The sequence below is a fragment of the Azospirillum terrae genome, assembly GCF_053470425.1.
The window spans coordinates 151,533-176,111 of the sequence record NZ_JBPXMR010000001.1 but is presented as its reverse complement, the minus strand read 5'-3'; the positions used below and the strand labels follow the sequence as shown (position 1 = coordinate 176,111).

Annotated in this window: 20 protein-coding genes; 3 read left to right on the top strand and 17 right to left on the bottom strand. The window is 69.4% G+C overall.

All coding sequences use genetic code 11. The features are described from left to right. Positions 1 to 102 precede the first annotated feature (102 nt). Positions 103 to 672, top strand: a complete 570-nt coding sequence (locus ACSVDD_RS00795; RefSeq protein ID WP_448187382.1) for a hypothetical protein — start codon at positions 103 to 105, stop codon at positions 670 to 672. A gap of 1 nt (position 673) precedes the next feature. Next, the gene (locus tag ACSVDD_RS00790; protein ID WP_448187381.1) at positions 674 to 1,573 is read left to right on the top strand and encodes an EamA family transporter; all 900 of its coding nucleotides are present in this window, start codon (positions 674 to 676) and stop codon (positions 1,571 to 1,573) included. Here ACSVDD_RS00790 and ACSVDD_RS00785 read toward each other — a convergent pair. From ACSVDD_RS00785 to ACSVDD_RS00705, 17 genes are all read right to left on the bottom strand, one after another. Beyond that, a complete protein-coding gene (locus ACSVDD_RS00785; protein WP_448187380.1) occupies positions 1,512 to 4,160 on the bottom strand; it encodes a molybdopterin-dependent oxidoreductase in 2,649 nt (882 codons plus the stop codon). The genes ACSVDD_RS00790 and ACSVDD_RS00785 overlap by 62 nt on opposite strands. A gap of 187 nt (positions 4,161 to 4,347) precedes the next feature. Continuing rightward, on the bottom strand, positions 4,348 to 4,686 hold the full coding sequence (nirD, locus tag ACSVDD_RS00780; RefSeq protein ID WP_448187379.1) for a nitrite reductase small subunit NirD: 339 nt from the start codon (positions 4,684 to 4,686) through the stop codon (positions 4,348 to 4,350). Positions 4,687 to 4,691: 5 nt separating this feature from the next. Beyond that, positions 4,692 to 7,148 carry a nitrite reductase large subunit NirB gene (gene nirB, locus ACSVDD_RS00775; protein WP_448187378.1) on the bottom strand — a complete coding sequence of 819 codons (2,457 nt, stop codon included), beginning with the start codon at positions 7,146 to 7,148 and terminating at the stop codon, positions 4,692 to 4,694. A gap of 22 nt (positions 7,149 to 7,170) precedes the next feature. Further along, entirely contained in the window at positions 7,171 to 7,965 is a 795-nt protein-coding gene (locus ACSVDD_RS00770) for an ABC transporter ATP-binding protein (protein WP_448187377.1), read from the bottom strand. A gap of 13 nt (positions 7,966 to 7,978) precedes the next feature. Continuing rightward, entirely contained in the window at positions 7,979 to 8,839 is an 861-nt protein-coding gene (ntrB, locus tag ACSVDD_RS00765) for a nitrate ABC transporter permease (RefSeq protein WP_448187376.1), read from the bottom strand. Between the two features lie 26 nt (positions 8,840 to 8,865). Beyond that, positions 8,866 to 10,164, bottom strand: coding sequence for a CmpA/NrtA family ABC transporter substrate-binding protein (locus tag ACSVDD_RS00760; protein ID WP_448187375.1), 1,299 nt, complete (start codon positions 10,162 to 10,164; stop codon positions 8,866 to 8,868). Between the two features lie 46 nt (positions 10,165 to 10,210). Beyond that, a complete protein-coding gene (locus ACSVDD_RS00755; RefSeq protein ID WP_448187374.1) occupies positions 10,211 to 11,416 on the bottom strand; it encodes a CmpA/NrtA family ABC transporter substrate-binding protein in 1,206 nt (401 codons plus the stop codon). Positions 11,417 to 11,790: 374 nt separating this feature from the next. Next, entirely contained in the window at positions 11,791 to 12,366 is a 576-nt protein-coding gene (locus ACSVDD_RS00750) for an ANTAR domain-containing response regulator (protein ID WP_448187373.1), read from the bottom strand. An 84-nt stretch (positions 12,367 to 12,450) separates the two neighbouring features. Then, positions 12,451 to 13,734 carry an amidohydrolase family protein gene (locus ACSVDD_RS00745; RefSeq protein ID WP_448187372.1) on the bottom strand — a complete coding sequence of 428 codons (1,284 nt, stop codon included), beginning with the start codon at positions 13,732 to 13,734 and terminating at the stop codon, positions 12,451 to 12,453. After that, a complete protein-coding gene (locus ACSVDD_RS00740; RefSeq protein ID WP_448187371.1) occupies positions 13,734 to 14,645 on the bottom strand; it encodes an ABC transporter permease in 912 nt (303 codons plus the stop codon). The genes ACSVDD_RS00745 and ACSVDD_RS00740 overlap by 1 nt, the downstream gene beginning before the upstream one ends. Before the next feature lie 4 nt (positions 14,646 to 14,649). After that, positions 14,650 to 15,699, bottom strand: coding sequence for an ABC transporter permease (locus tag ACSVDD_RS00735; protein ID WP_448187370.1), 1,050 nt, complete (start codon positions 15,697 to 15,699; stop codon positions 14,650 to 14,652). Next, entirely contained in the window at positions 15,689 to 17,221 is a 1,533-nt protein-coding gene (locus ACSVDD_RS00730) for an ABC transporter ATP-binding protein (RefSeq protein WP_448187369.1), read from the bottom strand. The genes ACSVDD_RS00735 and ACSVDD_RS00730 overlap by 11 nt, the downstream gene beginning before the upstream one ends. A gap of 307 nt (positions 17,222 to 17,528) precedes the next feature. Beyond that, on the bottom strand, positions 17,529 to 18,557 hold the full coding sequence (locus ACSVDD_RS00725; RefSeq protein WP_448187368.1) for a BMP family protein: 1,029 nt from the start codon (positions 18,555 to 18,557) through the stop codon (positions 17,529 to 17,531). A gap of 32 nt (positions 18,558 to 18,589) precedes the next feature. After that, positions 18,590 to 19,225, bottom strand: coding sequence for a uracil phosphoribosyltransferase (upp, locus tag ACSVDD_RS00720; RefSeq protein WP_448187367.1), 636 nt, complete (start codon positions 19,223 to 19,225; stop codon positions 18,590 to 18,592). A 15-nt stretch (positions 19,226 to 19,240) separates the two neighbouring features. After that, positions 19,241 to 20,449, bottom strand: coding sequence for a URC4/urg3 family protein (locus ACSVDD_RS00715; RefSeq protein ID WP_448187366.1), 1,209 nt, complete (start codon positions 20,447 to 20,449; stop codon positions 19,241 to 19,243). After that, positions 20,446 to 21,705 carry a GTP cyclohydrolase II gene (locus tag ACSVDD_RS00710; RefSeq protein WP_448187365.1) on the bottom strand — a complete coding sequence of 420 codons (1,260 nt, stop codon included), beginning with the start codon at positions 21,703 to 21,705 and terminating at the stop codon, positions 20,446 to 20,448. The genes ACSVDD_RS00715 and ACSVDD_RS00710 overlap by 4 nt, the downstream gene beginning before the upstream one ends. Before the next feature lie 109 nt (positions 21,706 to 21,814). Further along, positions 21,815 to 23,128, bottom strand: a complete 1,314-nt coding sequence (locus ACSVDD_RS00705; protein ID WP_448187364.1) for a GH1 family beta-glucosidase — start codon at positions 23,126 to 23,128, stop codon at positions 21,815 to 21,817. A gap of 99 nt (positions 23,129 to 23,227) precedes the next feature. Here ACSVDD_RS00705 and ACSVDD_RS00700 point away from each other — a divergent pair, with 99 nt between their 5' ends. Further along, positions 23,228 to 24,577 carry a GH1 family beta-glucosidase gene (locus ACSVDD_RS00700; protein ID WP_448187363.1) on the top strand — a complete coding sequence of 450 codons (1,350 nt, stop codon included), beginning with the start codon at positions 23,228 to 23,230 and terminating at the stop codon, positions 24,575 to 24,577. Positions 24,578 to 24,579 lie beyond the last annotated feature (2 nt).

Below are 24,579 nucleotides of genomic sequence, written 5' to 3'. Positions count from 1 at the left end.
GGAAGCGGGACGGTGCGGGAGCATGCCGCACTTTCGCCGAAATTGCACCGGTGATATCAGGGACAAAGACCTCGTCCGAACGGGGTCGTCCAAGGAGCCTGCATGCGTCGCATCCGTGCTTGTGTCGTCCTGGCGGGCATCTGCCTGCTGGCCGCCTGCCAGACCAGCGAGAGCCCACCATTGTCGCAGGGCGGCGCCTCGCGCTTCACCAGCCCGCTGCCGCCCCCGTCCAGCGTCCGCCAGGTGGCCGAGCGCAAGGGCTGGGTGGTCGAGACGGTGGCCGGTACCGCCGCCGAACCGGCGCACTGCCGGGTGTCCCGCCCCGGCGACAGCGGCCCGAAGCTCGCCTTCCAGGCGGCGCCCGGACGTTTCTCGGTGCTGGTCGAGGCGCCGGGCCACCTGCTGGCGCCGGGCGCCACCTACGATCTCACCATCACCTTCGAGGGAGCGGCGTCCGAGTCCCATACGGCGCAGGCGATCGATTCCGGAACGCTGGCGGTGCGCATCGCCTCACTGGATTTCGAGGACATCACCGACGCCTTCATGCGCTCAAAGACCCTGGAGGTGTCGAGCCCGCGCCTGGGTGGACGTATAGCGTCGTTTCCCTTGACCGGGTCGAACTGGGCAATTAACGCTCTGGATGAGTGCCGCAGGTTGCACACCCGGAGCTGACATGCGCCCCCTGCACATCCTCCTTGCGACCTCGGTGGCCGCCGTCTGGGGCTTCAACTTCGTCGCCATCAAGGTCGGCCTGCGGGACTTCCCGCCGCTGCTGTTCACCACGCTGCGCTTCCTGCTGGCGGCGACGCCGCTTCTGGTGCTCGGCATGAGGGGCGGGCCGCCGGTGGCGTGGCGCTATGTGCTGGGAATCGGCCTCGTGCTGGGAGCGCTGCAATTCGCGCTGCTGTTCGCCGGCATCAACGTCGGCATGCCGGCCGGCCTGTCGTCGCTGGTGCTGCAAAGTCAGGCGTTCTTCACCCTGCTGTTCGCGGCGGTGCTGCTCGGCGACCGGCCGGGGCCGAGGCCGCTGATCGGCATGGTGGTGGCCTTCGCCGGAATCGGCCTAATCGCGCTGGAGATGCCGGCCGGCGGCTCGCGGCTCGGGCTGGGCATGGTGATCGCCGCGGCGGTCGCCTGGGGTGCCGGCAACATCATCATGAAGAAGGCCAAGGCGCCCAACCTGTTCCGCCTGATGCTGTGGGTCAGCCTCGTGCCGCCGGTTCCATTGTTCGCCCTGTCGCTGGCGCTGGAGGGGCCGGAGCGGATCGGCCACGCGCTGACCTCGCTGACGTGGCTGGGCTTCGCGTCGCTGGCGTACATCGCCGCCGGGGCGACGCTGTTCGGCTTCGCGAGTTGGGGCTTCCTCCTGCGCCACTACCCCGCCAGCATGGTGGCCCCCTTCTCGCTGCTGGTGCCGATCTTCGGCATGAGTTCGAGCGCGCTGCTGCTGGGTGAGGACTTCAGCCCGGCGAAGGCCATTGGTGCCGTGCTGGTGTTCGCCGGGCTGGCGGTCACGGTGCTGAAGCTGCCGCAGGGGCGGCAGCCCGCCCCCACGACGACGCCGGTCCGTTAGCGGCCGGGAGGGCCTGGGCGATCAACTCCTTCAATTCTGGAATGCAACTGCCGCAGCCGGTGCCGGCCTTCAGCACCGCGCCCACTTTCTGCACGGTTGCAAGCCCCCGCTCCTGAATGGCGGCGCGCACGCTTTCCTCGGTGACGTTCATGCAGGCGCACAGCACGCGCCCGGTCTCGGCGACGCCCGATGGGGCTTGGCCGCTGAGCAACCACAGCCGCTCGTCGGCCGAGACCGACGGTTCGGCGAAGCGCGCCACCAGCCAGCCGCAGGGGCGCTGCGGCCCGTCCGCGCCCATGGACAGGCAGGCCTCCAGCCGGTCGCCCTCGACGCGGGCCCAGCGGTGCACGCCGCGGGCGCGGTCGTGCATTTCCAGCCGCGCGTCGCCGCCCAGCAGTGTGGCGGCCCAGCCCTCCAGGTCCTCCGGCCACGCGTCGCCGGCCATCAGCGTGACGCGGCAGCCGTCGCGCACGGTGGTGACCCACCAGTCCACGGCGGGCGCGGCGTCGATGCGGCCGACGACGAACCCGGTCCAGGCCGGACTCCAGGGCCGCAGGCGGACGGGACCGTGCTTCAGCTCCGGTTGGCCGGAGTGCGGGTCGGTGGCCGCCGCCAGCAGCGGGCCGACGCCGCCTTCCGAGGCGAAGCGCCGGTTCCAGTGGATCGGCGCGAACAGCGTGCCCGGTGTCTGGTCGGTGGTGATCCGCACGCGCAGCACGGCGCGACCGGTCGGACCCTGCACCAACGCCAGCGCTCCGTCCTCCAGCCCTTGCAACGCCGCGTCGTCGGGGTGGACGGCGACGAACGGCTCGTCGGTGTGGGCGGCCAGCCGCGGGACGCCGCCGGTGCGGGCCATGGAGTGCCACTGGTCGCGCAGGCGCCCGGTGTTGAGGATGAACGGGTACTCGATGGAGGCCTCGTGCGCCGGCCGCTTCACACGAACCGGCAACAGCCGGGCGCGTTGGTCGGCGGTGGCGAACCGGCCGTCGCCAAACAGCCGCGCCGTGCCGCCGCCTTCACGCACCGGCCACTGCACCGGAGCCAGCAAGTCGAACGCGGCGTCGGTCAGCCCGGCCAGCGGGCCGAGGTCGAAGGTGCGCCTGCCGGCGTTCTCGAAGGACGAGAGGGCGGCGTGCTCGCGGAAGATGTCGGCGGCGGTGTTCCAGGCGAACGCCGCGCCCCAGCCCAGCCGGCGGGCCACCTGCGCCACCGCCCACCAGTCGGGCTTGGCCTGCTCCGGCGGCGGACGCAGGGCGCGCTGGCGCGAGATGCGGCGTTCCGAGTTGGTGACGGTACCGTCCTTCTCGCCCCAGGCGGCGGCCGGCAGCAGCACGTGGGCGTGCGCCGTGGTGTCGGTGGCGCGCATCGCGTCGGAGACGACGACGAACGGGCACGCCGCCAGCGCCGCGCGCACCGCGTCGGCGTCGGGCAGGCTGACCGCCGGGTTGGTCGCCATGATCCACAGCGCCTTGATGCGGCCCTCGGCAACGGCCTGGAACAGCTCCACCACCTTGAGGCCGGGCTTTTGCGCCATGGCCGGGGCATTCCAGAAGCGGCGCACGCGGTCGATGTCGGCCGGGTCCTCGAACCCCATGTGCGCGGCCAGCTGGTTGGCGAGGCCGCCGACCTCGCGCCCGCCCATGGCGTTGGGCTGGCCAGTCAGCGAGAACGGCCCCATGCCCGGCCGGCCAATGCGGCCGCTCGCGAGGTGGACGTTGAGGATGGCGTTGACCTTGTCGGTGCCCTGGCTGGACTGGTTGACGCCTTGCGAGAACAGGGTGACGGCGCGCTCCGTGCCGGTGAACCACCGATAGAAGGTGGCGACGTCGCTCGCCCGCAACCCGCAGCCGGCGGCCACCGCGTCGATGGTCGGGGCGTCGCGCTCGGCCGTGGCGAGGGTGTCGGCGAATCCCAGCGTGTGCTCGGACAGGAACGCGCCGTCCAGCGCCCCGGCCCGCACGAGGTGGACCAGCAGCCCGTTGAACAGCAGCACGTCGCTGCCGGGCCGCAGCGCCAGGTGCAGGTCGGCGGAATCGCAGGTCGCGGTGCGGCGCGGATCGATGACGACGATGCGGGTGCCGCGCCCGGCGCGCGCGGCTTCCAGGCGGCGGTGCAGGATCGGGTGGCACCACGCGGCGTTGGAGCCGACCAACACCGCCAGATCGCAGGCGTCCAGATCCTCGTAACTGCCCGGCACCACGTCGGCGCCGAAGGCGCGGCGGTGGCCGGCGACCGTCGAGGCCATGCACAGGCGCGAGTTGGTGTCCACGTTGGCCGAGCCGATGAACCCCTTCATCAGCTTGTTGACCACGTAGTAGTCCTCGGTCAGCAACTGGCCCGAGACGTAGAAGGCGACCGAGTCCGGGCCGTGCCGCTCGATGGCGTCGCGGAAGCCGGCGGCCACCGCGTCGAGCGCGGTGTCCCAGTCCACCGGGCGGCCGTGCAGTTCCGGCGTCAGCAGCCGGCCGTCGAGGCCGAACGTCTCGCCCAGCGCCAGGCCCTTGGAGCACAGCCGGCCGCGGTTGGCGGGGTGGTCGGGGTCGCCCCGCACGGCGATGGTGCCATCGGGTGCCGGCTCGGCCAGCACGCCGCAGCCGACGCCGCAGTAGGGGCAGGTGGTTTTTACTCCCTCTCCCGCCCCGGGAGAGGGTTGGGGTGAGGGGGTTGCGCGTTGCGGAGGTTCATTGTCCCCCGAGAACCCCCTCACCCGGCCCTGCGGGCCACCCTCTCCCCAGGGGGGAGAGGGATTAAGTGCGCCGAGATCTACCACCGCATTACTCCCCAGCCAAGGGGCGAGCCAGTTCGATCGTTCCGCCGACCACCCTCACGCCGATGGTCTCTGCTTGGCAGGCGTCGGGACCGACCGCGGTGCCGGTGCCCAGGTCGAAGACCATGCCGTGCAGCGGGCAGGTCACCTTGCGGCCGTGCACGATGCCGTTGGACAGCGGGCCGTGGGCGTGCGGGCAGCGGTCGCGCAGCGCATAGACCTCGTCGTTGCCGGTGCGGAAGATGGCGATGTCGCCTCCCGGTGCCTTGACAATCCGGGCCCCCCGGCGCGGGATGTCGGTGACACGGCCGACGGCGATCCAGGTCTGCGGGCTCATGGCGTTCATGGCGGTCACTCCGCGGCGAGGGAAATGAGAGAGGCGAGCGGCGCGAACTCGTGGTTGTCCACCGCGCCTGAAGCGCGCTCGGCCCAGGGGTCGATCTGCTCGAAGCGCTGGGAGGCGAGGAAGCGCTGGTGCAGCGCCTCGCGCACCTCGATGTCCGCCATGCGGGCGCGGACGTAGTCGATGCCGACGCGCTCGATCCACGGCGCGGTGCGCTCCAGATAGCGGGCCTCCTCGCGGTAGAGCTGGAGGAAGGCGCCGCAGATCTCGACCACCTCCTCCTCGCTCTCGACCTTCATCAGCAAGTCGGTGGCGCGCACGTGCAGGCCGCCGTTGCCGCCGACGTGCAATTCCCAGCCGCTGTCCACCGCGACGACGCCGAAGTCCTTGATGGTCGCCTCGGCGCAATTGCGCGGGCAGCCGGACACCGCCATCTTGAACTTGTGCGGCGTCCAGGTGCCCCAGGTCATCTTCTCCAGCGTCACGCCCATGCTCATGGCCGCCTGCGTGCCGAAGCGGCACCATTCCGAGCCGACACAGGTCTTCACCGTGCGCAGCCCCTTGGCGTAGGCGTGGCCCGAGACCATGCCGGCCTTGTTGAGGTCGGACCAGACGGCGGGGAGGTCCTCCTTCCGGACGCCCAGCAGGTCGATGCGCTGGCCGCCGGTGACCTTGACGGTGGGGATCTCGAACTTCTCCACCACGTCGGCGATGGCGCGCAGCTCGGACGCGTTGGTCAGGCCGCCCCACATGCGCGGGACCACCGAATAGGTGCCGTCCTTCTGGATGTTGGCGTGGACGCGCTCGTTGATGAAGCGCGACTGGTTGTCGTCCTTGTACTCACCCGGCCACGCGCACATCAGGTAGTAGTTCAGCGCCGGCCGACACGACGCGCAGCCCTCCGGCGTCGTCCATTCCAGCGCCTGCATGACCGCCGGGATCGACTTCAGCCTGTCGATGAGGATCAGCCGGCGCACGTCGTCGTGCGGCAGGTGCGTGCACTTGCACATCGGCTTCGGCCCAGTCTGCACCTGATAGCCGTCGCCCAGCGTGTGGGCCAGCAGCTTCTCGACCAGCCCGGTGCAGCCGCCGCACGACGCCGACGCCTTGGTGTGCGTGCGGATGTCGTCGACCGAGCAGCAGCCCTTGTCGCGGATGGCGGCGACGACGGTGGCCTTGTTGACGCCGTTGCAGCCGCAGATCTCCGCATTGTCAGGCAGCGCGGCGATGGCCGCGAAAGGGTCCTGCGTCTGGGCGCCCGCTCCCTGGCCGAAGATCAGCGTGTCGCGCAGTTCCGAGACGTCCTCGGCGTCCTTGAGCAGCTGGAAGTACCAGGGACCGTCCTTGGTGTCGCCGTACAGAACCGTGCCGATGATGCGGTTCTCGCGCAGCACGAGGCGCTTATAGATGCCGCGCGCACCGTCGCGGAAGACGACGTCCTCGGTGCCGGTGTCGCCGAAGCAGCCGGCGGAGAACAGCTCCACCCCCGTCACCTTCAGCCGCGTCGCCGAGACGGTGCCGGTGTAGCCGGCGTCCGCCGGCGTGCCCGCCAGATGGTCGGCGCAGACCTTGGCCATATCCCACAGCGGCGCCACGAGGCCGTAGGTCTGGCCGCGATGCTCGACGCACTCGCCGACCGCCAGCACGTGCAGGTCGGAGGTCACCATATGGTCGTTCACCACGATGCCGCGGTTGACCTCCAGCCCGGCCAGCGTGCCGAGCCCGGTGTTCGGGCGGATGCCCACCGCCATGACCACGAGGTCGGCGTCCAGCTCGCGCCCATCGGCGAGCTTGACCATCTGCACCTTGCCATCGCCGGTGATGGCCTCGGTCTGCACCTTGGTGAGGATCTTGATGCCGCGGCTTTCCAGTTCGGACTGGAGAAGGCAGCCGGCCGCCTCGTCGAGCTGGCGCTCCATCAGCGTGCCCATGAGGTGGAGGACGGTCACCTCCATGCCGTTGACCGCCAGACCGTTCGCCGCTTCGAGGCCCAGGAGGCCGCCGCCGATCACCACGGCGTGGGTGCCGGACTTGGCCGCCGCGACCATCGCCTCGACGTCCGACAGGTCGCGGAAGCCGACGACGCCGGGCAGATCCTTGCCGGGGATCGGCAGGATCACCGGGTTCGAGCCGATGGCGAGCAGCAGCTTGTCATAGGGCACGGTGACGCCGCCGGCCGAGGTGACGGTGCGGGCCTCGCGGTCGATGCTCTCGACCCGGTCACCGGTGTGGAGCGTGATGTTGTGCTGCTCGTACCAGTCCAAGCCGTTCAGGATGATCTGGTCGAAGCGCTTCTCCCCGGCCAGCACCGGTGAGAGCATGATGCGGTTGTAGTTCGGGTGCGGCTCGGCGCCGAACACGGTGATGTCGTAGCGGTCCGGCGCGCGGAGCAGCAGCTCCTCCAGCGTACGGATGCCGGCCATGCCGTTGCCGACGACGACGAGACGTTCTTTGGTCATGCTCATTCCCCGAGACTGGCAGCGGTGTTCAGGCGGCTTCGACGTGACGGTGGCGCTCGTAGAGAAAGCGCAGCACCTCGCCACGGCAGTGCACGTAGGTCGGGTCCTCGGCCAGCTCGAGCCGGCGGCGCGGGCGCTTCAGGGGCACGTCGAGCACCTGGCCGATGGTGGCCGATGGGCCGTTGGTCATCATCACGATGCGGTCGGACAGCAGCACCGCCTCGTCCACGTCGTGGGTGATCATGATCACCGTGTTGCCCAGCGTGGTCTGGATCTCCATCAGGCTGTCCTGAAGGTGCGCGCGGGTCAGCGCGTCCAGGGCGCCGAACGGCTCGTCCATCAGCAGAACCTTGGGCTCCATGGCGAGCGCGCGGGCGATGCCGACGCGCTGCTTCATGCCGCCGGAGATCTCCTCCGGGTACTTGGAGATCGCGTGGTCCATGTGGACCAGCGACAGGTTGCGCAGCGTCCACTCGTGCCGCTCGGCCTTGCTCTTGGAGCCGCCGAACACCTTGTCCACGCCGATGCGGACGTTGTCGTAGACGGTAAGCCACGGCAGCAGAGAGTGGTTCTGGAACACCACGGCGCGGTCGGGGCCGGGGCTGTCCACCTCGCGGTTCTCCAACAGCACGCCGCCGGTGGTGCAGCGCAGCAGGCCGGCGACGATGTTCAGCACCGTCGACTTGCCGCAGCCGGAATGGCCGATGATCGAAATGAACTCGCCGCGGCCGATCTTGAGCGACACGTCTTTGAGCACCACCGACCGGGCCTTGCCGCGGGTGAACTCCATGCCGACGTTTTCGAGGCTGAGATAAGCGGTCATCGTCGGGGCTCCTTTACGAACGGGCCTTGGGGCCGGACACGCGGGCGGCGATCATCCCGATGATGCGGTCGAGCATGAAGCCGACGATGCCGACGTAGATCAGCGCCAGGATGATCTCGCTCATCAGCGAGCTGTTCCACGCGTCCCAGATGAAGAAGCCGATGCCGACGCCGCCGATCAGCATTTCCGCGGCGACGATGGCCAGCCAGGAAAGGCCGATGCCGATGCGCAGGCCGGTGAACATGTACGGCACGGTGGCCGGCAGCATGATCTTGAAGAAGTATTCGGGGCCGCTCAGGCGCATGACGCGAGCGACGTTGCGGTAGTCCTGCGGGATCTGCCGGATGCCGACCGCGGTGTTGAGGATGATCGGCCACACCGCGGTGATGAAGATCACGAAGATGGCGGACGGGTCGGCGTTGCGGAAGGCGGCCAGCGAGATCGGCAGCCACGCCAGCGGCGGCACCGTGCGCAGCACCTGGAAGATCGGGTCGAGCCCGCGGTAGGCGAGGCTGGACTGGCCGATCAGCACCCCCAGCAGGATTCCGCCCACGGCCGACAGCGAGAACCCGATGGCGACGCGCTTCAGGCTGGCGGCGAGGTGCCAGAACAGGCCCTTGTCGGTGCCGCCATGGTCGAAGAACGGGTCGGCGATCAGCTGCCAGGTGTCGGCCACCACCTTGGTCGGTGCCGGCAGCGAGGCGCCGGTGCCCATGCACAGCATCTGCCAGGCGCCCAGCAGGATGGCGAGCGCCACCAGCGGCGGCAACGTGTTGGCGACCGCGTTGCGCAGCCAGGAAGCGATGGCCGGGCCGACGCCGGCAAGGCGGGACAGCGGCGAGGCGGGGGCTTGGGATTCGGTGAGGGCCGTCATGGGGGATCCCTTGATCAAACGAGGTCTCAAACCCGCCGGATGGCGAGGCTGGCGAGGTAGGTGTCGGGGCTGTCGGGGTCGAAGATTTTGCCGTCGAAGAAGGTTTCCTTACCCCGCGAGGTGGAGGCCGGCAGATCGCTCACCCCCAGCGCCGAGGCGGCCGAGCGCCAGATGTCCTCGCGGTTGACCTGCGCGATCAGCGCCTTGAGGTCGGTGCTGCCGGGCAGATAACCCCAGCGCACATCCTCGGTCAGGAACCACAGATCGTGGCTCTGGAAGGGGTAGGAGGCGTGGTCACGCCAGAACTTCATCAAGAGCGGGCTGTCCTTGACCACCTTGCCGGTCCCGTAGTCGACGTTGCCCTGGGCGCGGCCGAGGATGTCGGCGCTGTCGATCTTCAGCCACTCGCGCTTGCCGACGATCTGGCACATCTCCGCCTTGTTCTCGGGCTTGTCGGCCCACATCTGCGCCTCCAGCACCGCCATCAGCAGGGCCTTCGCGGCTTTCGGATGCTTCTCGACCCAGTCCGTGCGCAGGCCCAGCGACTTTTCCGGATGGCCCTTCCACAGCTCGCCGGTGATGGCGGCGGTGAAGCCGATGCCCTGCGTCACCAGCTGGGCGTTCCACGGCTCGCCGACGCAGAAGGCCTCCATGGTGCCGGTCTTCATGTTGGCGACCATCTGCGGCGGGGGCACGACGATGGTGGACACGTCCTTGTCCGGGTCGATGCCGCCGGCCGACAGCCAGTAGCGCAGCCACAGATCGTGGGTGCCGCCGGGGAAGGTCATGGCGCACTTGATGTCCTTGCCGGCCTTGCGGGCGTCGGCGAAGACGGCCTTCAGCGGCGAGGAGTCGAGGCCCGCCCCCGTCGCCTTGAAGGCGTTCGCCACTGACAGCGCCTGCCCGTCCGTGTTCAGGCGGGCGAGGATCGTCATCGGCACTTTCTGGCTGTTCTTGGTGATCTTGCCGGCGCTCATCAGGTAGGGCATCGGCGTCAGAATGTGCGCGCCGTCAATGCCGCCGCCGGCCGAGCCCAGTTCCAGATTGTCGCGCGTGGTGCCCCAGGAGGCCTGCTTCTGCACCTCCACGTCGGGCATGCCGTACTTGGCGAACAGGCCCTTTTCCTTGGCGATGATCAGCGGCGTGGCGTCGGTCAGCGCGATGAAGCCCAGCACCGCCTTGGTGGTCTCGGGCGTATCCAGGCCGGCGGCCCAGGCGCCGCCCGGCAGCGCCGTGCGGGCGGCGGCGACGAGGGCCGCGGTGCCGGCCAGCAGGCTGCGGCGGGTGAGCGCGGGCAGAACGGGGTGGGTCTTGGTCTCGCTCATGGGAGGCTCATCCATTCCGTGTGTGGCAGGTCGGGGCGGTGTCGGATCAGGCGGGTTCGGGCACGCGGCGGGCGATGCCGCCGAGCGGGTCGGCCGGGTCGAAGCCACGGCCGTCGAAGAAGCAGTCAGGTCCCATCACGATGGGCGCGGTGGCGTCGGCCAACGTCCCGGCCAGCGTCCAGGGCGCGTCGTGCAGACCCTCGGGCTTGGTGTCGGCCAGCGGCACCGGCTCGCCCAGGTCGGAGGCGGCGGCGCGGTAGAGGTCGGCGCGATAGACCGAGGCCGCCACGCGGGCCAGATCGGCCTCCGCCGGCAACTGGCCCCAGCGCACCATCTGCGCCAGGAACCACAGCGCGTGCGAACGCCAGGGGAAGGTGGCGGCGTGGCGGTGGAAGGCGATGCCGGCCAGCGACGGGCGCAGCACCGCCTCGGGCACGCCGACGTGACTGGCGGCGGCAAGCACGCGGGCGGTCTCGTCCCGGTTCTCCGGGGTGTCGAGCCAGCGCGCCGTCTCAATCAGCGCGCTGATGAGCGCGCGGTGCGTGCCGGGGTTCGCGGCGGCCCAGTCGGCGGTCACGCCCAGAACCTTCTCAGGCGCGTTGTTCCACAGCTCGTAGCCGGTGATGAGGATACGGCCGATGCCCTCGTGCACGGCCAGGGCGTTCCACGGCTCCCCAACGCAGAAGCCGTCGATCTCGTTGGCTTTCAGGCTCGCCACCATCTGCGGCGGCGGGATCACCACCAGCCGCACGTCGTGGTCGGGGTCGATGCCGGCGGACGCCAGCCACATGCGCAGTTGGAAGGCGTGGCTCGACACCGCGAGGACGACGCCGAAGACCAGCGGCGTCAGGCCCGCCGCCCGCCGGGCGTCGATGACCGGCTTCAGCGCGTGCGCGCCGGCCGGACGCAGCGGGTCGGCCTCAGCCATCAACCGGTGCAGGCGCTCGGAAACGGTGATGGCGTTGCCGTTCAGGCCCAGCGACACGCCCGTCAGCATCGGCACGTCGATCCGGCCGACACCCGCCGTCGCCGCCAGCGGAATGCCGGCCAACATCTGCGCGCCGTCCAGCAGGCCGACCGCCACCTTGTCGCGGATGTTGGCCCAGGAGGCTTCCCGCGACAGCGTCACGTCCAACCCTTGGGCGGCGAAGAAGCCCTTCTCCACACCCATGACCAGCGGCGCGCAGTCGGTCAGCGGCACGAAGCCGAGCGTCAGGCGGCTCTTCTCCAGCGCTCCGTTCGATCCAGCCATCGCGACCTTCCGCTCAAAATGTTGGCAAACAAAAAGGCGCCCGAACGGTAAGCAGCCAAAGCCGCTTCCATTCGGACGCCGTTGTCCGGGTGCCGAGCCAGCTTTGGCCCGGACTTGAATCTCAAGAGGGTTTCACGCCGCCGTTGGCGCTTCGCCCGTACCGCGGTCCCGACGCCATTGCCAGGACCAGCGCTATGACGTAAGCAAGGGGCGTGCCAGTTGCGCTGCATCGCACAAAGCCGTGGATTTGCGGGGGATTACGGGATTCGCCCGTGCCGCGCGCCGGCTGTCAGGGCGGCGACGTCTGCCTTAGGATGCGGCAATTATGATAACGTTTTATGCACAAAGGAGTGATGCCCGGAAAATGGGCAGCACTACCGCTTCAGCAGGTCGGCCATGGCGATGACGGTTTCGGCGATCTCCGCAAGGCGCTTGTTCTGATCCATCGCCAGCTTGCGCAGGTAGCGGTACGCCTCGTCCTCGCCCAAGCCCCGGTGGGTCATCAACAGGCCCTTGGCGCGGTCCACCAGCTTTCGGTCGGACAGGGCGGTGCGCGACTTTTCCAGCTCCTCGTTGAGCTGGCGAAAGCGGTGGAAGTGACCGAGCACCGTCTCCATGACCGAGCGCACAAATTTTGGGCTGAGGCCGTCTACTGCATAAACACTAACCCCCGCCTGCACGCCCTGCGCCATCAGCGCACGGTCTTCCTCGCCGACGAACATGGCGATGGGCCGCGGGTTCTCGCGGTTGATCTGCATGAGGTCTTCGAGGTAGTCGCGATATGGGCAGTCGAGGTCCACGACGATGAGGTCCGGCTTGACGCTGGCGATGGCCGCGCGCAAATCGGCCTCCAGACCGATCTGCGCGGCGATCTCGGCCCCGATGTGCCGCAGGCTGTCCCGCACCACCGCAGCGCGGTCGGGATCGTCGTCAACCAGGAGAACTCGCACGAACACGCCTCGTCTTGCCGGCTGGGCGCAGCCCTTCTACGACACTCGTCCAGCAAGATCGATACCAAACCCGTTTCGTCGGGATTATCCGGGGCCGGGCCGGGTGAAGCTCACCCCCGAGGGACGGCCGGGCAGGTCGAGGTCCGCCTGCACCGGGGCGCAGCGGCTCACCACGCGCCCGCGGCGGAGCACGAACAGGCGGGTGGCGCGGGTGCGGATCGCCTCCACCGGGTCGCCGGCCTGGAGCACCACCAGATCGGCGTGGCAGCCAGGATTCAGCCCGTAGCCGTCGAGGTGCAGCAGCTTGGCCGGGTTCTCGGTGACCGCGCGGAAGCAGGCGGCGATGCCGTCGCTGCCGGTCATCTGCGCCACATGCAGTCCCATGTGCGCGACTTCCAGCATGTCGGCGGAACCGAGGGGGTACCAGGGGTCCATCACGCAGTCGTGGCCGAGCGCCACCGTCAGCCCGGCGGCCATCAACTCGGGCACGCGGGTCATGCCGCGGCGCTTGGGGTAGGTGTCATGGCGGCCTTGCAGGGTGATGTTGATCAGAGGGTTGCTGACGACGCCGAGGTCCGCCTCCGCCATCAGCGGAATCAGCTTGGAGACATAATAGTTGTCCATGGAATGCATGGAGGTCAGGTGCGAGCCCGTCACCCTGCCCTGCATGCCCAGCCGTTGCGTCTCGCAGGCCAGCGTCTCGACGTGGCGGGACAGCGGGTCGTCGGTCTCGTCGCAGTGCATGTCCACCAGCAGGCCGCGCTCGGCCGCGATCTCGCACAGCAGTTTCACCGAGGCGGCGCCGTCGGCCATGGTGCGCTCGAAATGCGGGATGCCGCCGACCACGTCCACGCCCATGTCCAGCGCGCGTTTCAGCAGTTCTTGCGCGCCGGGGGAGCGCAGCACGCCGTCCTGCGGGAAGGCTACCAGTTGCAGGTCGAGGTAGGGGGCAACGCGCTTCTTCACCTCCAGCAGCGCCTCGACGGCTAGCAGGCGCGGGTCGCAGACGTCCACGTGGCTGCGGATCGCCAGCAGGCCGCGCGCCACCGCCCAGTCGCAGTAGGCCAGCGCGCGTTCGATGATGGACTCCTGCACAAGGTGCGGCTTCAGCTCGCCCCACAGCGCGATTCCCTCCAGCAGCGTGCCGGAACGGTTGACTCGCGGCAGGCCGTAGCTGAGCGTCGAATCCATGTGGAAATGAGAATCCACGAAGGGCGGCGTCACCAGCCGGCCGGTCGCGTCGATCTCGGCGCCGGTGTCACCGGACAGGTTGGGTTCCACGGCGGCGATACGGCCCTCGCGGATGCCGATGTCCATTCCCGTGCGCCCGTCCGGCAGCGAGGCGCGGCGCAGGATCAGATCGAACATCAGCGTTCTCCCTTGCGGTAGGGGATCATCAGGGCGCGCGGGTAGGCGGCGCGGCGCGCCACCAGGACCAGCGCCAGGATGCTCAACAGGTAGGGCAGCATCAGGAACACTTGGTAGGGCAACACACCGCCGGCAATCTGCTGCAAGCGCAACTGGAAAGCGTCGAAGGCGGCGAACAGCAGCGCCCCCAGCAACGCCTTGCCCGGCCGCCACGAGGCGAAGACCACCAGGGCGATGCAGATCCAGCCGCGCCCGTTGACCATGTTGAAGAAGAAGGCGTTGAACGCCGACAGCGTCAGGAAGGCGCCGCCCAGCGCCATCAGCGCGCTGCCCGCCATCACCGCGCCGACGCGCACGGCGGTGACGCTGAGCCCTTGCGCCTCGGCGGCGTCGGGGTTCTCGCCGACCATGCGCACCGCCAGCCCGAGGGGCGTGCGGTACAGCACGTAAGCGACCACGGCCACGAGCACGGCGGCCAGATAGGTCAGCGGCGTCTGCGCCAGCGCTCCCGGCAGCGCCACGGGCTGGAACGGGATGATGGTCGGCGGCGTGCTGGCCTGGGGCAGCACGAGGCGGTAGACGAAGTACGACAGGCTGGTGCCCAGCAGCGTCACGCCGATCCCCGCCACGTGCTGCGACAGGCCGAGCGGCACGGTCAGCGAGGCGTGCAGCAAGCCCATCAGCGCGCCGCACGCCATCGCCACCAGTACGCCGGTCCACAAGTCGGCCCCCTGATAGACCGCCATCCAGCCGGCCATGGCGCCCAGCGTCATGATGCCTTCGATGCCGAGGTTCAGCACCCCGGCGCGCTCGCACAGCAACTCCCCCAGCGTGCCCAGCACGTAGGGCGTGGCGATGCGCAGCACCGCGGTCCAGAAGGCGGCCGAGACCAGGACATCGAAGATTTCCATGGCCTCAGCCCCGCCGCAGCCGATAGCGCGCCAGCAGCCCGGCCACCAGCATGCACAACAGGCTGGACGCCACCAGCACGTCGGCGATGTAGTTGGGCACGGGCATGGTGCGGCTCATGGCGTCGGCGCCGACGAAGATGCCGGCGATGAACAGCGCCGCCCCCACCACGCCCAGCGGGTGAAGCTGCGCCAGCATGGCGACGACGATGCCGCTGTAGCCGAACCCCGGCGACAGATCGAGCGTCAGGTAGCCTTTCAGCCCGCACACCTCCGCCGCCCCGGCCAGCCCGGCAAGGCCGCCGGACAGCACGGCGGTGCGCAGCATGACGCGCGTCACCGGCATGCCCGCGAAGGCCGCGGCGCGCGGGTTGGCGCCGACCGCGCGGTTTTCGTAGCCCCAGATGGTGCGGGTGTCGATCAGCCAGAGGATCACCGCCAGCCCCAACGCGATCGCCAGCCCGGCGTGCAGCCGGGTGCGCGCCACCAGCTTCGGCAGCTCGGCCGCCTCGACGACGGGCGCCGACTGCGGCCAGCCCATGCCCATGGGGTCCTTCAAGGCACCCTCCAGCAGCATGGAGACCAGCAGCAGCACGACGAAGTTCAGCAGCAGCGTCGTCACCACCTCGTCCACGCCGAAGCGCACCTTCAGCACAGCCGGTCCCAGCAGCGTCAACCCGCCGGCCAGCGCTCCAGCCAGCAGCACGGTGGGCAGCAGCAGCCACGCCGGCAGGGTCAAGGCGCCGCCGCCCAGCATCACCGCGACCAGCGCCCCCATGTAGAGCTGCCCCTCGGCGCCGATGTTCCACAGCTTGGCGCGGAAGGCGACGGCAGCGGCAAGGCCGGTGAGGATCAGCGGCGTGGCGCGGGTCAGCGTCTCGGTCAGCGCGAAGCGCGAACCGACCGCCCCCTCGACCAGCAGCGCGTAGGCGCGCAGCACCGGCGCCCCGGTCCACGCCACCAGCAGCGCGCACAGCGCCAGCGCCGCCAGCACCGCCCCCACGGGCGCCAGCACGCGGACAGCCAGCGGGGTGTGCGTGCGCGGTTCAAGCCGCATCGGCGATCTCCGACAGAACTTCCCACTGCCCGGCCATCAGCAGGCCGAGTTGGCGGATCGACACGCGGTCGTGCGGCAGCAGCGGCGTCAGGCGGCCGTGGTAGATCACCGCGATGCCATCCGCCAGCGCCAGGATCTCGTCCAGATCCTCGGAGATCAGCAGCACCCCCGCGCCGGCCGCGCGCGCCTCCAGCAGGCGCCCGTGCACGTAGGTCACCGCACCGACGTCGAGCCCGCGCGTCGGCTGGCTCGCCAGGATCAGGTCCGGGCCGTGCGCCAGCGTGCGGCCGAGGATCAGCTTCTGCATGTTGCCGCCGGACAGCAGTTGCGTGCGCGCGTCCGGCCCCGGACAGCGCACGTCGAACGCGTGGATGACCTCGTCCGCGTAGGCGCGCGCGGCGCCGCGCTTCAGCACGCCCAGGCGGGAGAAGGCGGGGTCGCGGTAGCGCTCGGCGATCAGGTTCTCCCACACGGACATGGCGCCGACGAGGCCGGCGGCGTGCCGGTCCTCTGGAATGCGCGCGACGCCGCGGCGGACCATGGCGGCGGGGTCGGCTTCGTTCACCGGCTCACCCAGCAGCGTCATCGTCCCGGCATCCGGGTGGAGCAGTCCGCTGACCAGATCGGCCAATGCCGTCTGCCCGTTGCCCGACACACCGGCGATGCCGACGATCTGGTGCCGGCGCACGGTGAGGTCCACCGCGTCGAGCAACGGTCGCCCATGGCCGGAGGCGATGGTCACGCCGGACAGCGTCAGCACCGGTTCGCCCGGCGCCATGGGCGTCGGCGTGGGAGGCTTCAGCTCGCGGCCGACCATGAGCGCCGCCAACTCTTCGCGGTTGGTTTCGGCGGTGGCGCGGGTGGCGACCAGCCGGCCGCCGCGCAGCACCGCCACAGTGTCGCTGACCGCGAAGACCTCGTTCATCTTGTGGCTGATGAAGACCACCGACAGGCCATCCGCCGTCAGACGGCGCAGCGTGTCGAACAGGCCGGCGGCCTCCTGCGGGGTGAGCACCGCAGTGGGCTCGTCGAGGATCAGGATGCGGGCGTCGCGGGTGAGCGCCTTGAGGATCTCGACGCGCTGCCGCTCGCCCACCGACAACTCGCCGACCAACGCGTCCGGCCGCACGCCCAGCCCAAAGCGGCTGGCAAGGTCGAGCAGCCGGCGCCGCGCCGCCGCGCGGTCCGACCAGAGCCGCCACAGCGGCTCGGTGCCCACCGCGACGTTGTCGAGCACCGACAGATTGTCGGCCAGCGTGAAGTGCTGGTGCACCATGCCGATGCCCGCCTCCAGCGCCGCGCGCGGCGAGCCCGGCGGCAGGGGCAAGCCGAACGCCTCGACCGTTCCCTCGTCGGCCACGTAATGACCGAACAGGATGTTCATCAGCGTCGTCTTGCCGGCGCCGTTCTCGCCCAGCAACGCCAGCACCTCGCCGGCTCGCAGCGTCAGCGAGATGGCATCGTTGGCGAGCAGCGGGCCGAAGCGTTTGGTGATGCCGGAAAGGCGGAGGACAGGGGTCATCGGGGGGCTTGGAAAAGGAAACAGCCCCTCCCCCAGCCTCGCTGGGAGAGGTCGGGTGGGACAACGGTCCCGTGAAGCGGCGAATGGAACACTATGGAACACTATGGAACAGTGTGCAGGGGGTGTTCCGTTCGTCCTTTGCGACCAAAACATTGTAGGACCCAGATCCTAGAACAACACCTCGGATTTGGCAAGAACTTCCGCTGGCCGGTAAAGCCGCAGCCCCCTCCCACATCGCGGGTCCCTCCACGGTTGCCCGCAAGTCAGGCAACCGCGCTCCGCCAAAGGCGAGGGAGGGGAGACCAAACTACATCGTCGACTTCGGCTCGGCGTCGTTGACCTTCACGGAGACCTTCCCGTCGCGGATCTCCTGCTCGCGTGCCTTGACCTTCGCCATGGTGTCGGCGGGCACCTTGCCCTCGAAGGTGCCGAGCGGGGCGAGGCTGGAGCCCTTGTTCTTCATCAGGCTGTACGGGCCGTAGTCCTCGGCCTTGTAGGTGCCGGCCTTCACCGCCGCGATGGCGCGGTCAACCGACGGCTCCATGTGCCACAAGGCGCTGGCGACCACCGTTTCCGGGTACTGCGGCTGCGTGTTGATAACGTTGCCGATGGCCAGGACCTTGCGCTCTTTGGCGGCGTCGGAGACGCCGAAGCGTTCGGCGTACATCACGTCGGCGCCGCGGTCGATCATGGCGAAGGCGGCCTCCTTGGCCTTGGGCGGGTCAAACCACGAACCGATGAAGCTGACCGCGAACTTCACCTTGGGGTTCACCTCCCTGGCGCCGTCCATGAAGGCGTTCATCAGGCGGTTCACCTCGGGGATCGGGTAGCCGCCGACCATGCCGATCACGTTCGACTTGGTCATGGCACCCGCAATCATGCCGGTCAGGTAGGCCGGTTCCTGAATGTAGTTGTCGAAGACCGAGAAATTCGGCTCCTGCGGCTGGAAGCTGGAGCCCATGACGAAGGCGGTCTTCGGATAGTCCTTGGCGGCGGTGCGGGCGGCGCGCTCGACGCCGAACACCTCGCCGAAGATCAGCTGCTGGCCGCCCTCGGCGTACTGGCGCAGGACGCGTTCGTAGTCGGTGTTGGCCACCGATTCGGCCCAGACATATTCGATGTCGCCGCGCGCCTCGGCGGCCTTGAGCGCGGTGTGGATGCGGCTCACCCACTGCTGCTCGATGGGCACCGTGTAGACGCCGGCCACCTTGATCTTGGATTGCGCCCAAGCGACCGAAGATACCGGTCCGGCCAGCACGACCGCCGCAACGGCCACACCACAAAGCACCGCGCGCCGCGTCAGGCGGGCGGCCTTGTCACTGACCCACGTCCCCATTTGTGCTCCCCCTCTTCTTGATCGAACGGTTCTCAGCGCGTTCCGTACAGCCGGTCGCCGGCATCGCCCAGGCCGGGCAGGATGTAGCCGTGCCCGTCGATCTGGCGGTCCACCGACGCCGCGTAGACCGGCACATCCGGGTGCGCGTCGTAGAAGGTGCGCAGCCCCTCGGGTGCGGCCACCAGCACGGCCAGCTTGATGGACACCGCGCCCGCGTCCTTCAGCCGGTGCACCGCCGCCTCCGCCGTGTGGCCGGTGGCGAGCATGGGATCGACCAGGATGACCAGCCGCTCCTCGATGTCCTCTGGCACCTTGAAGAAGTACTCGACGGGGGTCAGCGTTTCCTGGTCGCGGTAGAGCCCGATGTGGCCGATGCGCGCCGAGGGCAGCAGGTCGCGCATGCCGTCCAGCAATCCCTGCCCCGCCCGCATGATCGACACCAGACACAGCTTCTTGCCGGTGAGAATCGGCGCGTCGAAAATGGTGAGCGGCGTCTCCACCGGCCGGGTCTCCAGGGGCAGGTCGCGCGTCAATTCGTAGCCCATCAGTTGGGAGACCTCGCGCATCACCTCGTGGAAGCGGGCGGTCGGGGTTTCCTTACGGCGCAGCAGGGTCAGCTTGTGCTGGACCAGCGGGTGGTCGATTACGGTCAGCGTGGGAATGGGCATGCTCGACCTCCCCCTTCAGAACACGGTGCCATCGCTGTGGATGCGGATCGGCGGACCGCCGTCCGGGCGCAGGCGGCGGGCGATGATCCGGCCGGCCGTCCAGGTGCCGCCCTGCAAGACCTTGGCGAGCGGGAAGGCCGCCGCCGTCACGCCAAGCCGTGCGCGGACTTCCTCGGCCAGCCGGTCGAGCAGCGCCACGGTCAAGGCCCGCCACTCGACCACCGCCTCGTCGCCGACCTCCAGCGGTTCGGCGAGGATACGGGCCGTCTTGGGCAGCAGAACGCCGGTGTCCACCAGCAGCCCGCCGTTGCGGTATTCCGGCAGCCCGGTCAGGCGGTCCAGCCCGGTGACGCGGATGCCGGCATCCTCCAACGGCTCGACCAGCGAATAGCTCAGCCATTGCGACAGCTTGTGGAACGGCACCAACCCGCCGACAGGGTGCCGCCAGACGTCGCCCAGATTGACATCGTCCAACGCGATCCGCCCCGGCCAGATCGGCCCGAGGCCGCGCAGCACCGCTTCCAGAATGGCCGAGGCCGGCAGCGCGCCGTTCACCGCGCGTGCCTTCAACGCGTCGTAGAGGTTCCCCACCCGCCCCGGCTGGCCGAACAGGTCCGGGGCTGCGGTCAAGGCGTCGCCGAGCCGGCGGAGCAGCGCCGCGCGCCCCTCCAGCCCGACCAGCGGGTTGTCGCCCGTCACCTGAAAGCCGCGGGCGAGCGCGGCCTCGTCCCGCCGGGCCAGCGCCTCCGCATCGGCCCGCAGCGGCTGGAACTCCGGGTAACGGGAGAAGGTCCCGTGGCGGAACATGTCGAAGCTGGCAACGGCCAGCCCTTCGGAGCGCGCCAGTTCCACACCACCGGCGTCGCGGTAGCGCCAGCGTTCCCCTGCCCCGGCGTCCAGCAGCACGCTGGTCACCGCGAGGTCGAAGCGGATGCGCGCCACTTCGTCGGCGTCCGCCCAATCCAGCCGCGCCGCCTGGGCCGCCCAACGGTCCTCTCCGTCCACGACGAAGTGCCGCCACCGGCTGTGATAGGGCACGTCCAGATCCGGGTAGGCGTCGCGCGTCACCTGCGCCACGAGGTCGGCCGTCTCGCCCAGCCGATCCAGCCTGACAGCGAAATGCTCCAGACCGCCGCGCCCGGCCACGGCCAGCAGGGCGTGCGCCCGCCCGCGCACGGCGTCGGCCGACAGGAGCCACGCGACGCTGTCGGGCGCGGGGCTCAATCCGTCAGCCCCCGGCCCTTGGCGCGCGCCAGTTCCTCCGCCGTGGGGACGGTCGGGGTGAAGTAGCCGGCGGCCTTTTTGGCGTCCATCTCGACCTTGGCGTCGTCGGGGATCAGCTCGTCTGGGATGGGGATCTGCTCGACGATCTCGATGCCGGCGCGGCGGATCGCGTCGGACTTCATGTTGCTCATGGAGACCATGCGGTCGATGCGCGTGACGCCCAGCCAGTGGAACACGTCGGGCATCAACTCCTGAAAGCGCATGTCCTGCACGCCGGCCACGCACTCCGTGCGCTCGAAATAGGCGTCGGCCCGGTCGCCGCCGGCCTGGCGCTTGCGGGCGTTGTAGACCAGGAACTTGGTCACCTCGCCCAGCGCCCGGCCCTCTTTCCGGTTGTAGACGATCAGGCCGACGCCGTTGTCCTGGGCGGTGCGGATGCACTCCTCGATGCCGTGCGCCAGATAGGGCCGGCAGGTGCAGATGTCGGAGCCGAAGACGTCCGAGCCATTGCACTCGTCGTGCACGCGGCAGGCGACCTTGCGCGTGGGGTCGGTGATCGCCGCCATGTCGCCGAGGATGTAGACGGTCTGCCCGTTGATCGGCGGCAGGAAGACCTTGAGGTCGGGGCGCGTCACCAGTTCGGGGAACATGCCGCCGGTGTGCTCGAACAGGCCGCGGCGCAGGACGTTCTCGGTGATGCCGAAGCGCGTGGCGACACCGGGCAGGAACCACACCGGCTCGATGGCGATCTTGGTGACCCGCGCGTCGCCGCTGGGCAGCAGGATGTGTCCATCGGGCTTGAGGCGGCCGGCCTGCATGGCCTCGGCCAGTTCGGGGATCTTGATGCGGGCCTTGGTCACCGCGATGGTCGGGCGCACGTCGACGCCGCGCTCCAGATGGTCGGCGAAGACCGCGCTGACCGCGTGGCCGAAGGGGTCCATGGAGACGATCTTCTCGGGATCGAACCATTGCGGGTGCGGCCCGATGGGCTCGGCCGGCGCGGTGTTGGTCAGGTCCGGCACGTGGTAGGCGCTGAGCTGCCCGGCCGCCACCGCCAGCGCCCGGTACACCGCGTAACTGCCGGCGTGCGCGCCGATGGCGTTGCGGTGCGTGGGGTCGGAGAGCGAGGCCACCACCGGCCCGCGCTCGGCCGCACTGGCCGCGCCCCAGTGCACCGGCGTGTGGCGCGCCTTGGCCCCTCCGGGATGCGAGGTCAGGACGATGTGTCTCTGCGGCTGGTTGTGACGGCTTTCCATCTGGACGCCTTTTCATGCCCCGGACTGCGACATGTTGGCACACTCTTGCCCATTAGGAACACCGGAACAAAAGACTGGGACCTTCTGACGTTCGGCCGGTTTTGCCGCCCTACGAGACTCCCTTGATCAGCGCCGAGTACCAGCGGGCCGAGGCCTTGGGCGTGCGCGCCTGCGTTTCGAAATCCACGTGGACGATGCCGAACCGCGAGCCGTAGCCGCCGCCCCACTCGAAGTTGTCGAGCAGCGACCAGACGAAATAGCCGCGCACATCGACCCCGTCGCGCAACGCATCGGCCATGGAGGCGATGTTGGCGCGCAGGTAATCCACGCGCGGGGTGTCCTCCAGTCCGGTTTCCGACTTCGCTCCGTAGCCGTTCTCGGTGACGTAGATCGGCAGGCGGTAGCGCTCGGTGATGGTCAGCAGGTTCTCGCGCATGGCCGCCGGTTCCAGCGGCCAGCCCACGTCGCTGCGTGGCATGTCGTCGGGTGGCGCGCCGAAGCCGCAGCCCCAGACCATCCAGTCGCTGGGTGCGGCGTACATCGGCGCGTAGTGGTTGACGCCGAACCAGTCCACCGGGCGGGCGATGCGCGCCATGTCGCCGGCCTGAACGTAGGGCTCCATGGCCTCGGCGAGGCGTGGCGGGTAGTGGCCGAGAATCTGCGGATCGGGGAAGGCGCGGTTCCACAACTCGTCGAACAGCGCGCAGGCTTCCCGGCATTCGGGGTCGTCGCGTTCGGACCGGCAGGGCTGGTGGCTGTGGATGGCGCCGATGGAGGCGCCCGGCACCAGGGACCGCAGAACGTCCACCCCGGCGCCGTGCGCGAGATTGACGGTGTGCATCACCTTCAGGTGAGTCGCGCGGTCGGCGATGCTGGGGGCGCCCCAGCCGAACGCGTAGCCGAAGATGGTGTGCACCGAGGGCTCGTTGAAGGTCGCCCAATGCTTGACGCGGTCGCCGTAGCGCTTGGCGCACAGGGTGGCGTAATCGGCGAACCAGCCCGCGCAATCGCGATTGGCCCAGCCGCCCAGGTCATGGAGCGCCTGCGGCAGGTCCCAATGATAGAGACAGGCCCACGGCTCGATGCCGCTTTCCAACAGGGCGTCGATGAGGCGGTCGTAGAAGGCGAGCCCCTTCTCGTTCACCGCGCCGCGCCCGCGCGGCAGCACCCGCGGCCACGCGATGGAGAAGCGGTAGGCGCGCGCCCCCAGGTCCGCCATCAGCCGCACGTCGTCGCGATAGCGGTGGTAATGGTCGCACGCCACGTCGCCGGAGTCGCCGTTGTCCACCCGGCCCTTCATTCGGCAGAAGGTGTCCCAGATGCTCGGGCCGCGCCCGTCCTCGGACGCGGCGCCCTCCACCTGATAGGCGGACGTCGAGGCGCCCCACAGAAAGCCGGCGGGAAAGGCGATGTCGGTCACCATGACGTGCGGCTCCGCTCAAAACGCAGGCAGGTGATGCCTGCTTCATCATCCATTTACCATCCGCCTATTACCATAAGGTGTACACGCGCGGAGGATTCCATGCCCACGAACCTCGTGACCGCCGGATTGCCTGAAGACTTCGTCTGGGGCGTCTCCACCTCGGCTTATCAGGTCGAGGGAGCGGTGAACGAGGACGGCCGCGGCGCCAGCATCTGGGACACGCGCTGCAAGCTGAAGGGCGGCATCGGCGACGGCAGCAACGCCGACGTGGCGTGCGACCACTACCACCGGTGGCCGGAAGACGTGGCGCTGATGAAGACCATCGGCGTCGATGCCTACCGATTCTCCATCGCGTGGCCGCGGGTGCTGCCGCGCGGGCGCGGCGCGGTGAACGAGAAGGGGCTCGCCTTCTACGACCGGCTCATCGACCGGTTGCTGGAGAACGGCATCGAGCCGTGGGTCTGCCTGTACCACTGGGATCTGCCGCAGGCGTTGCACGACCTCGGCGGCTGGACCAGCCGCGACTGCGCGGGCTGGTACGCCGATTACGCGGCGCTGTGCGCCAAGCGCTACGGCGACCGGGTCAAGCGCTGGGCGACCTTCAACGAGTTCTCCGTCTTCACGCTGTTCGGCTATGCCATTCCCTGGGCGGCGCCGGGCATCACCGACCGCGCGGCGCACCTCAAGGCCATCCACCACGTCAATCTGGCGCACGGCGCCGGGGTGGACGTGCTGCGGTCCCTGGTGCCGGGCGCCTCCATCGGCGCCATCCACAACCGGCAGAAGATCCTGCCCGAGCATGGCCGCGAGGAGAACGTAGAGCCCGCCGCCCTGCTAGACGAGCACTGGAACCGCGCCTTCCCCGACCCGCAACTGCTGGGGCATTACTCGCCACGGCTGGCCGAGGCCATCGAGCCGTATGTGCAGGCCGGTGACATGGCGCGGATCTGCCGGCCGGTGGACTGGTTCGGGCTCAATCACTACGGCCCGATCTTCGCCAAGGCGGATCCGACCAGCACCTGGGGCTATTGGTGGGGCGACGCGCCGGCCGATTCGCCGACTTATGGCGTCGGCTGGGCGATCTTCCCCGATGCTTTCCGGGAAGAGCTGGTGGACATCGCCCGCACCTACCGCATGCCCATCGTCGTCACCGAGAACGGCTGCGGCGGCAGCGACGTGGTGGATGCCGAGGGGCAGGTCAACGACCCGCACCGCATCGCCTACCTGACCATCTACAACGAGGCCATGCGCGCCGCGATGCGCGAGGGCGCCGACGTGCGCGGCTATTTCGTCTGGTCGCTGCTCGACAACTTCGAGTGGGGCACGGGGTACGGCAGCCGGTTCGGCATCGTCCATGTGGACTTCGAAACGCTGAAACGCACACCGAAGGCGTCGGCGCGCTGGTACGCTGCACTGATCAAGGCGGCGCGGACCGCCGGGGAGGAATAGCC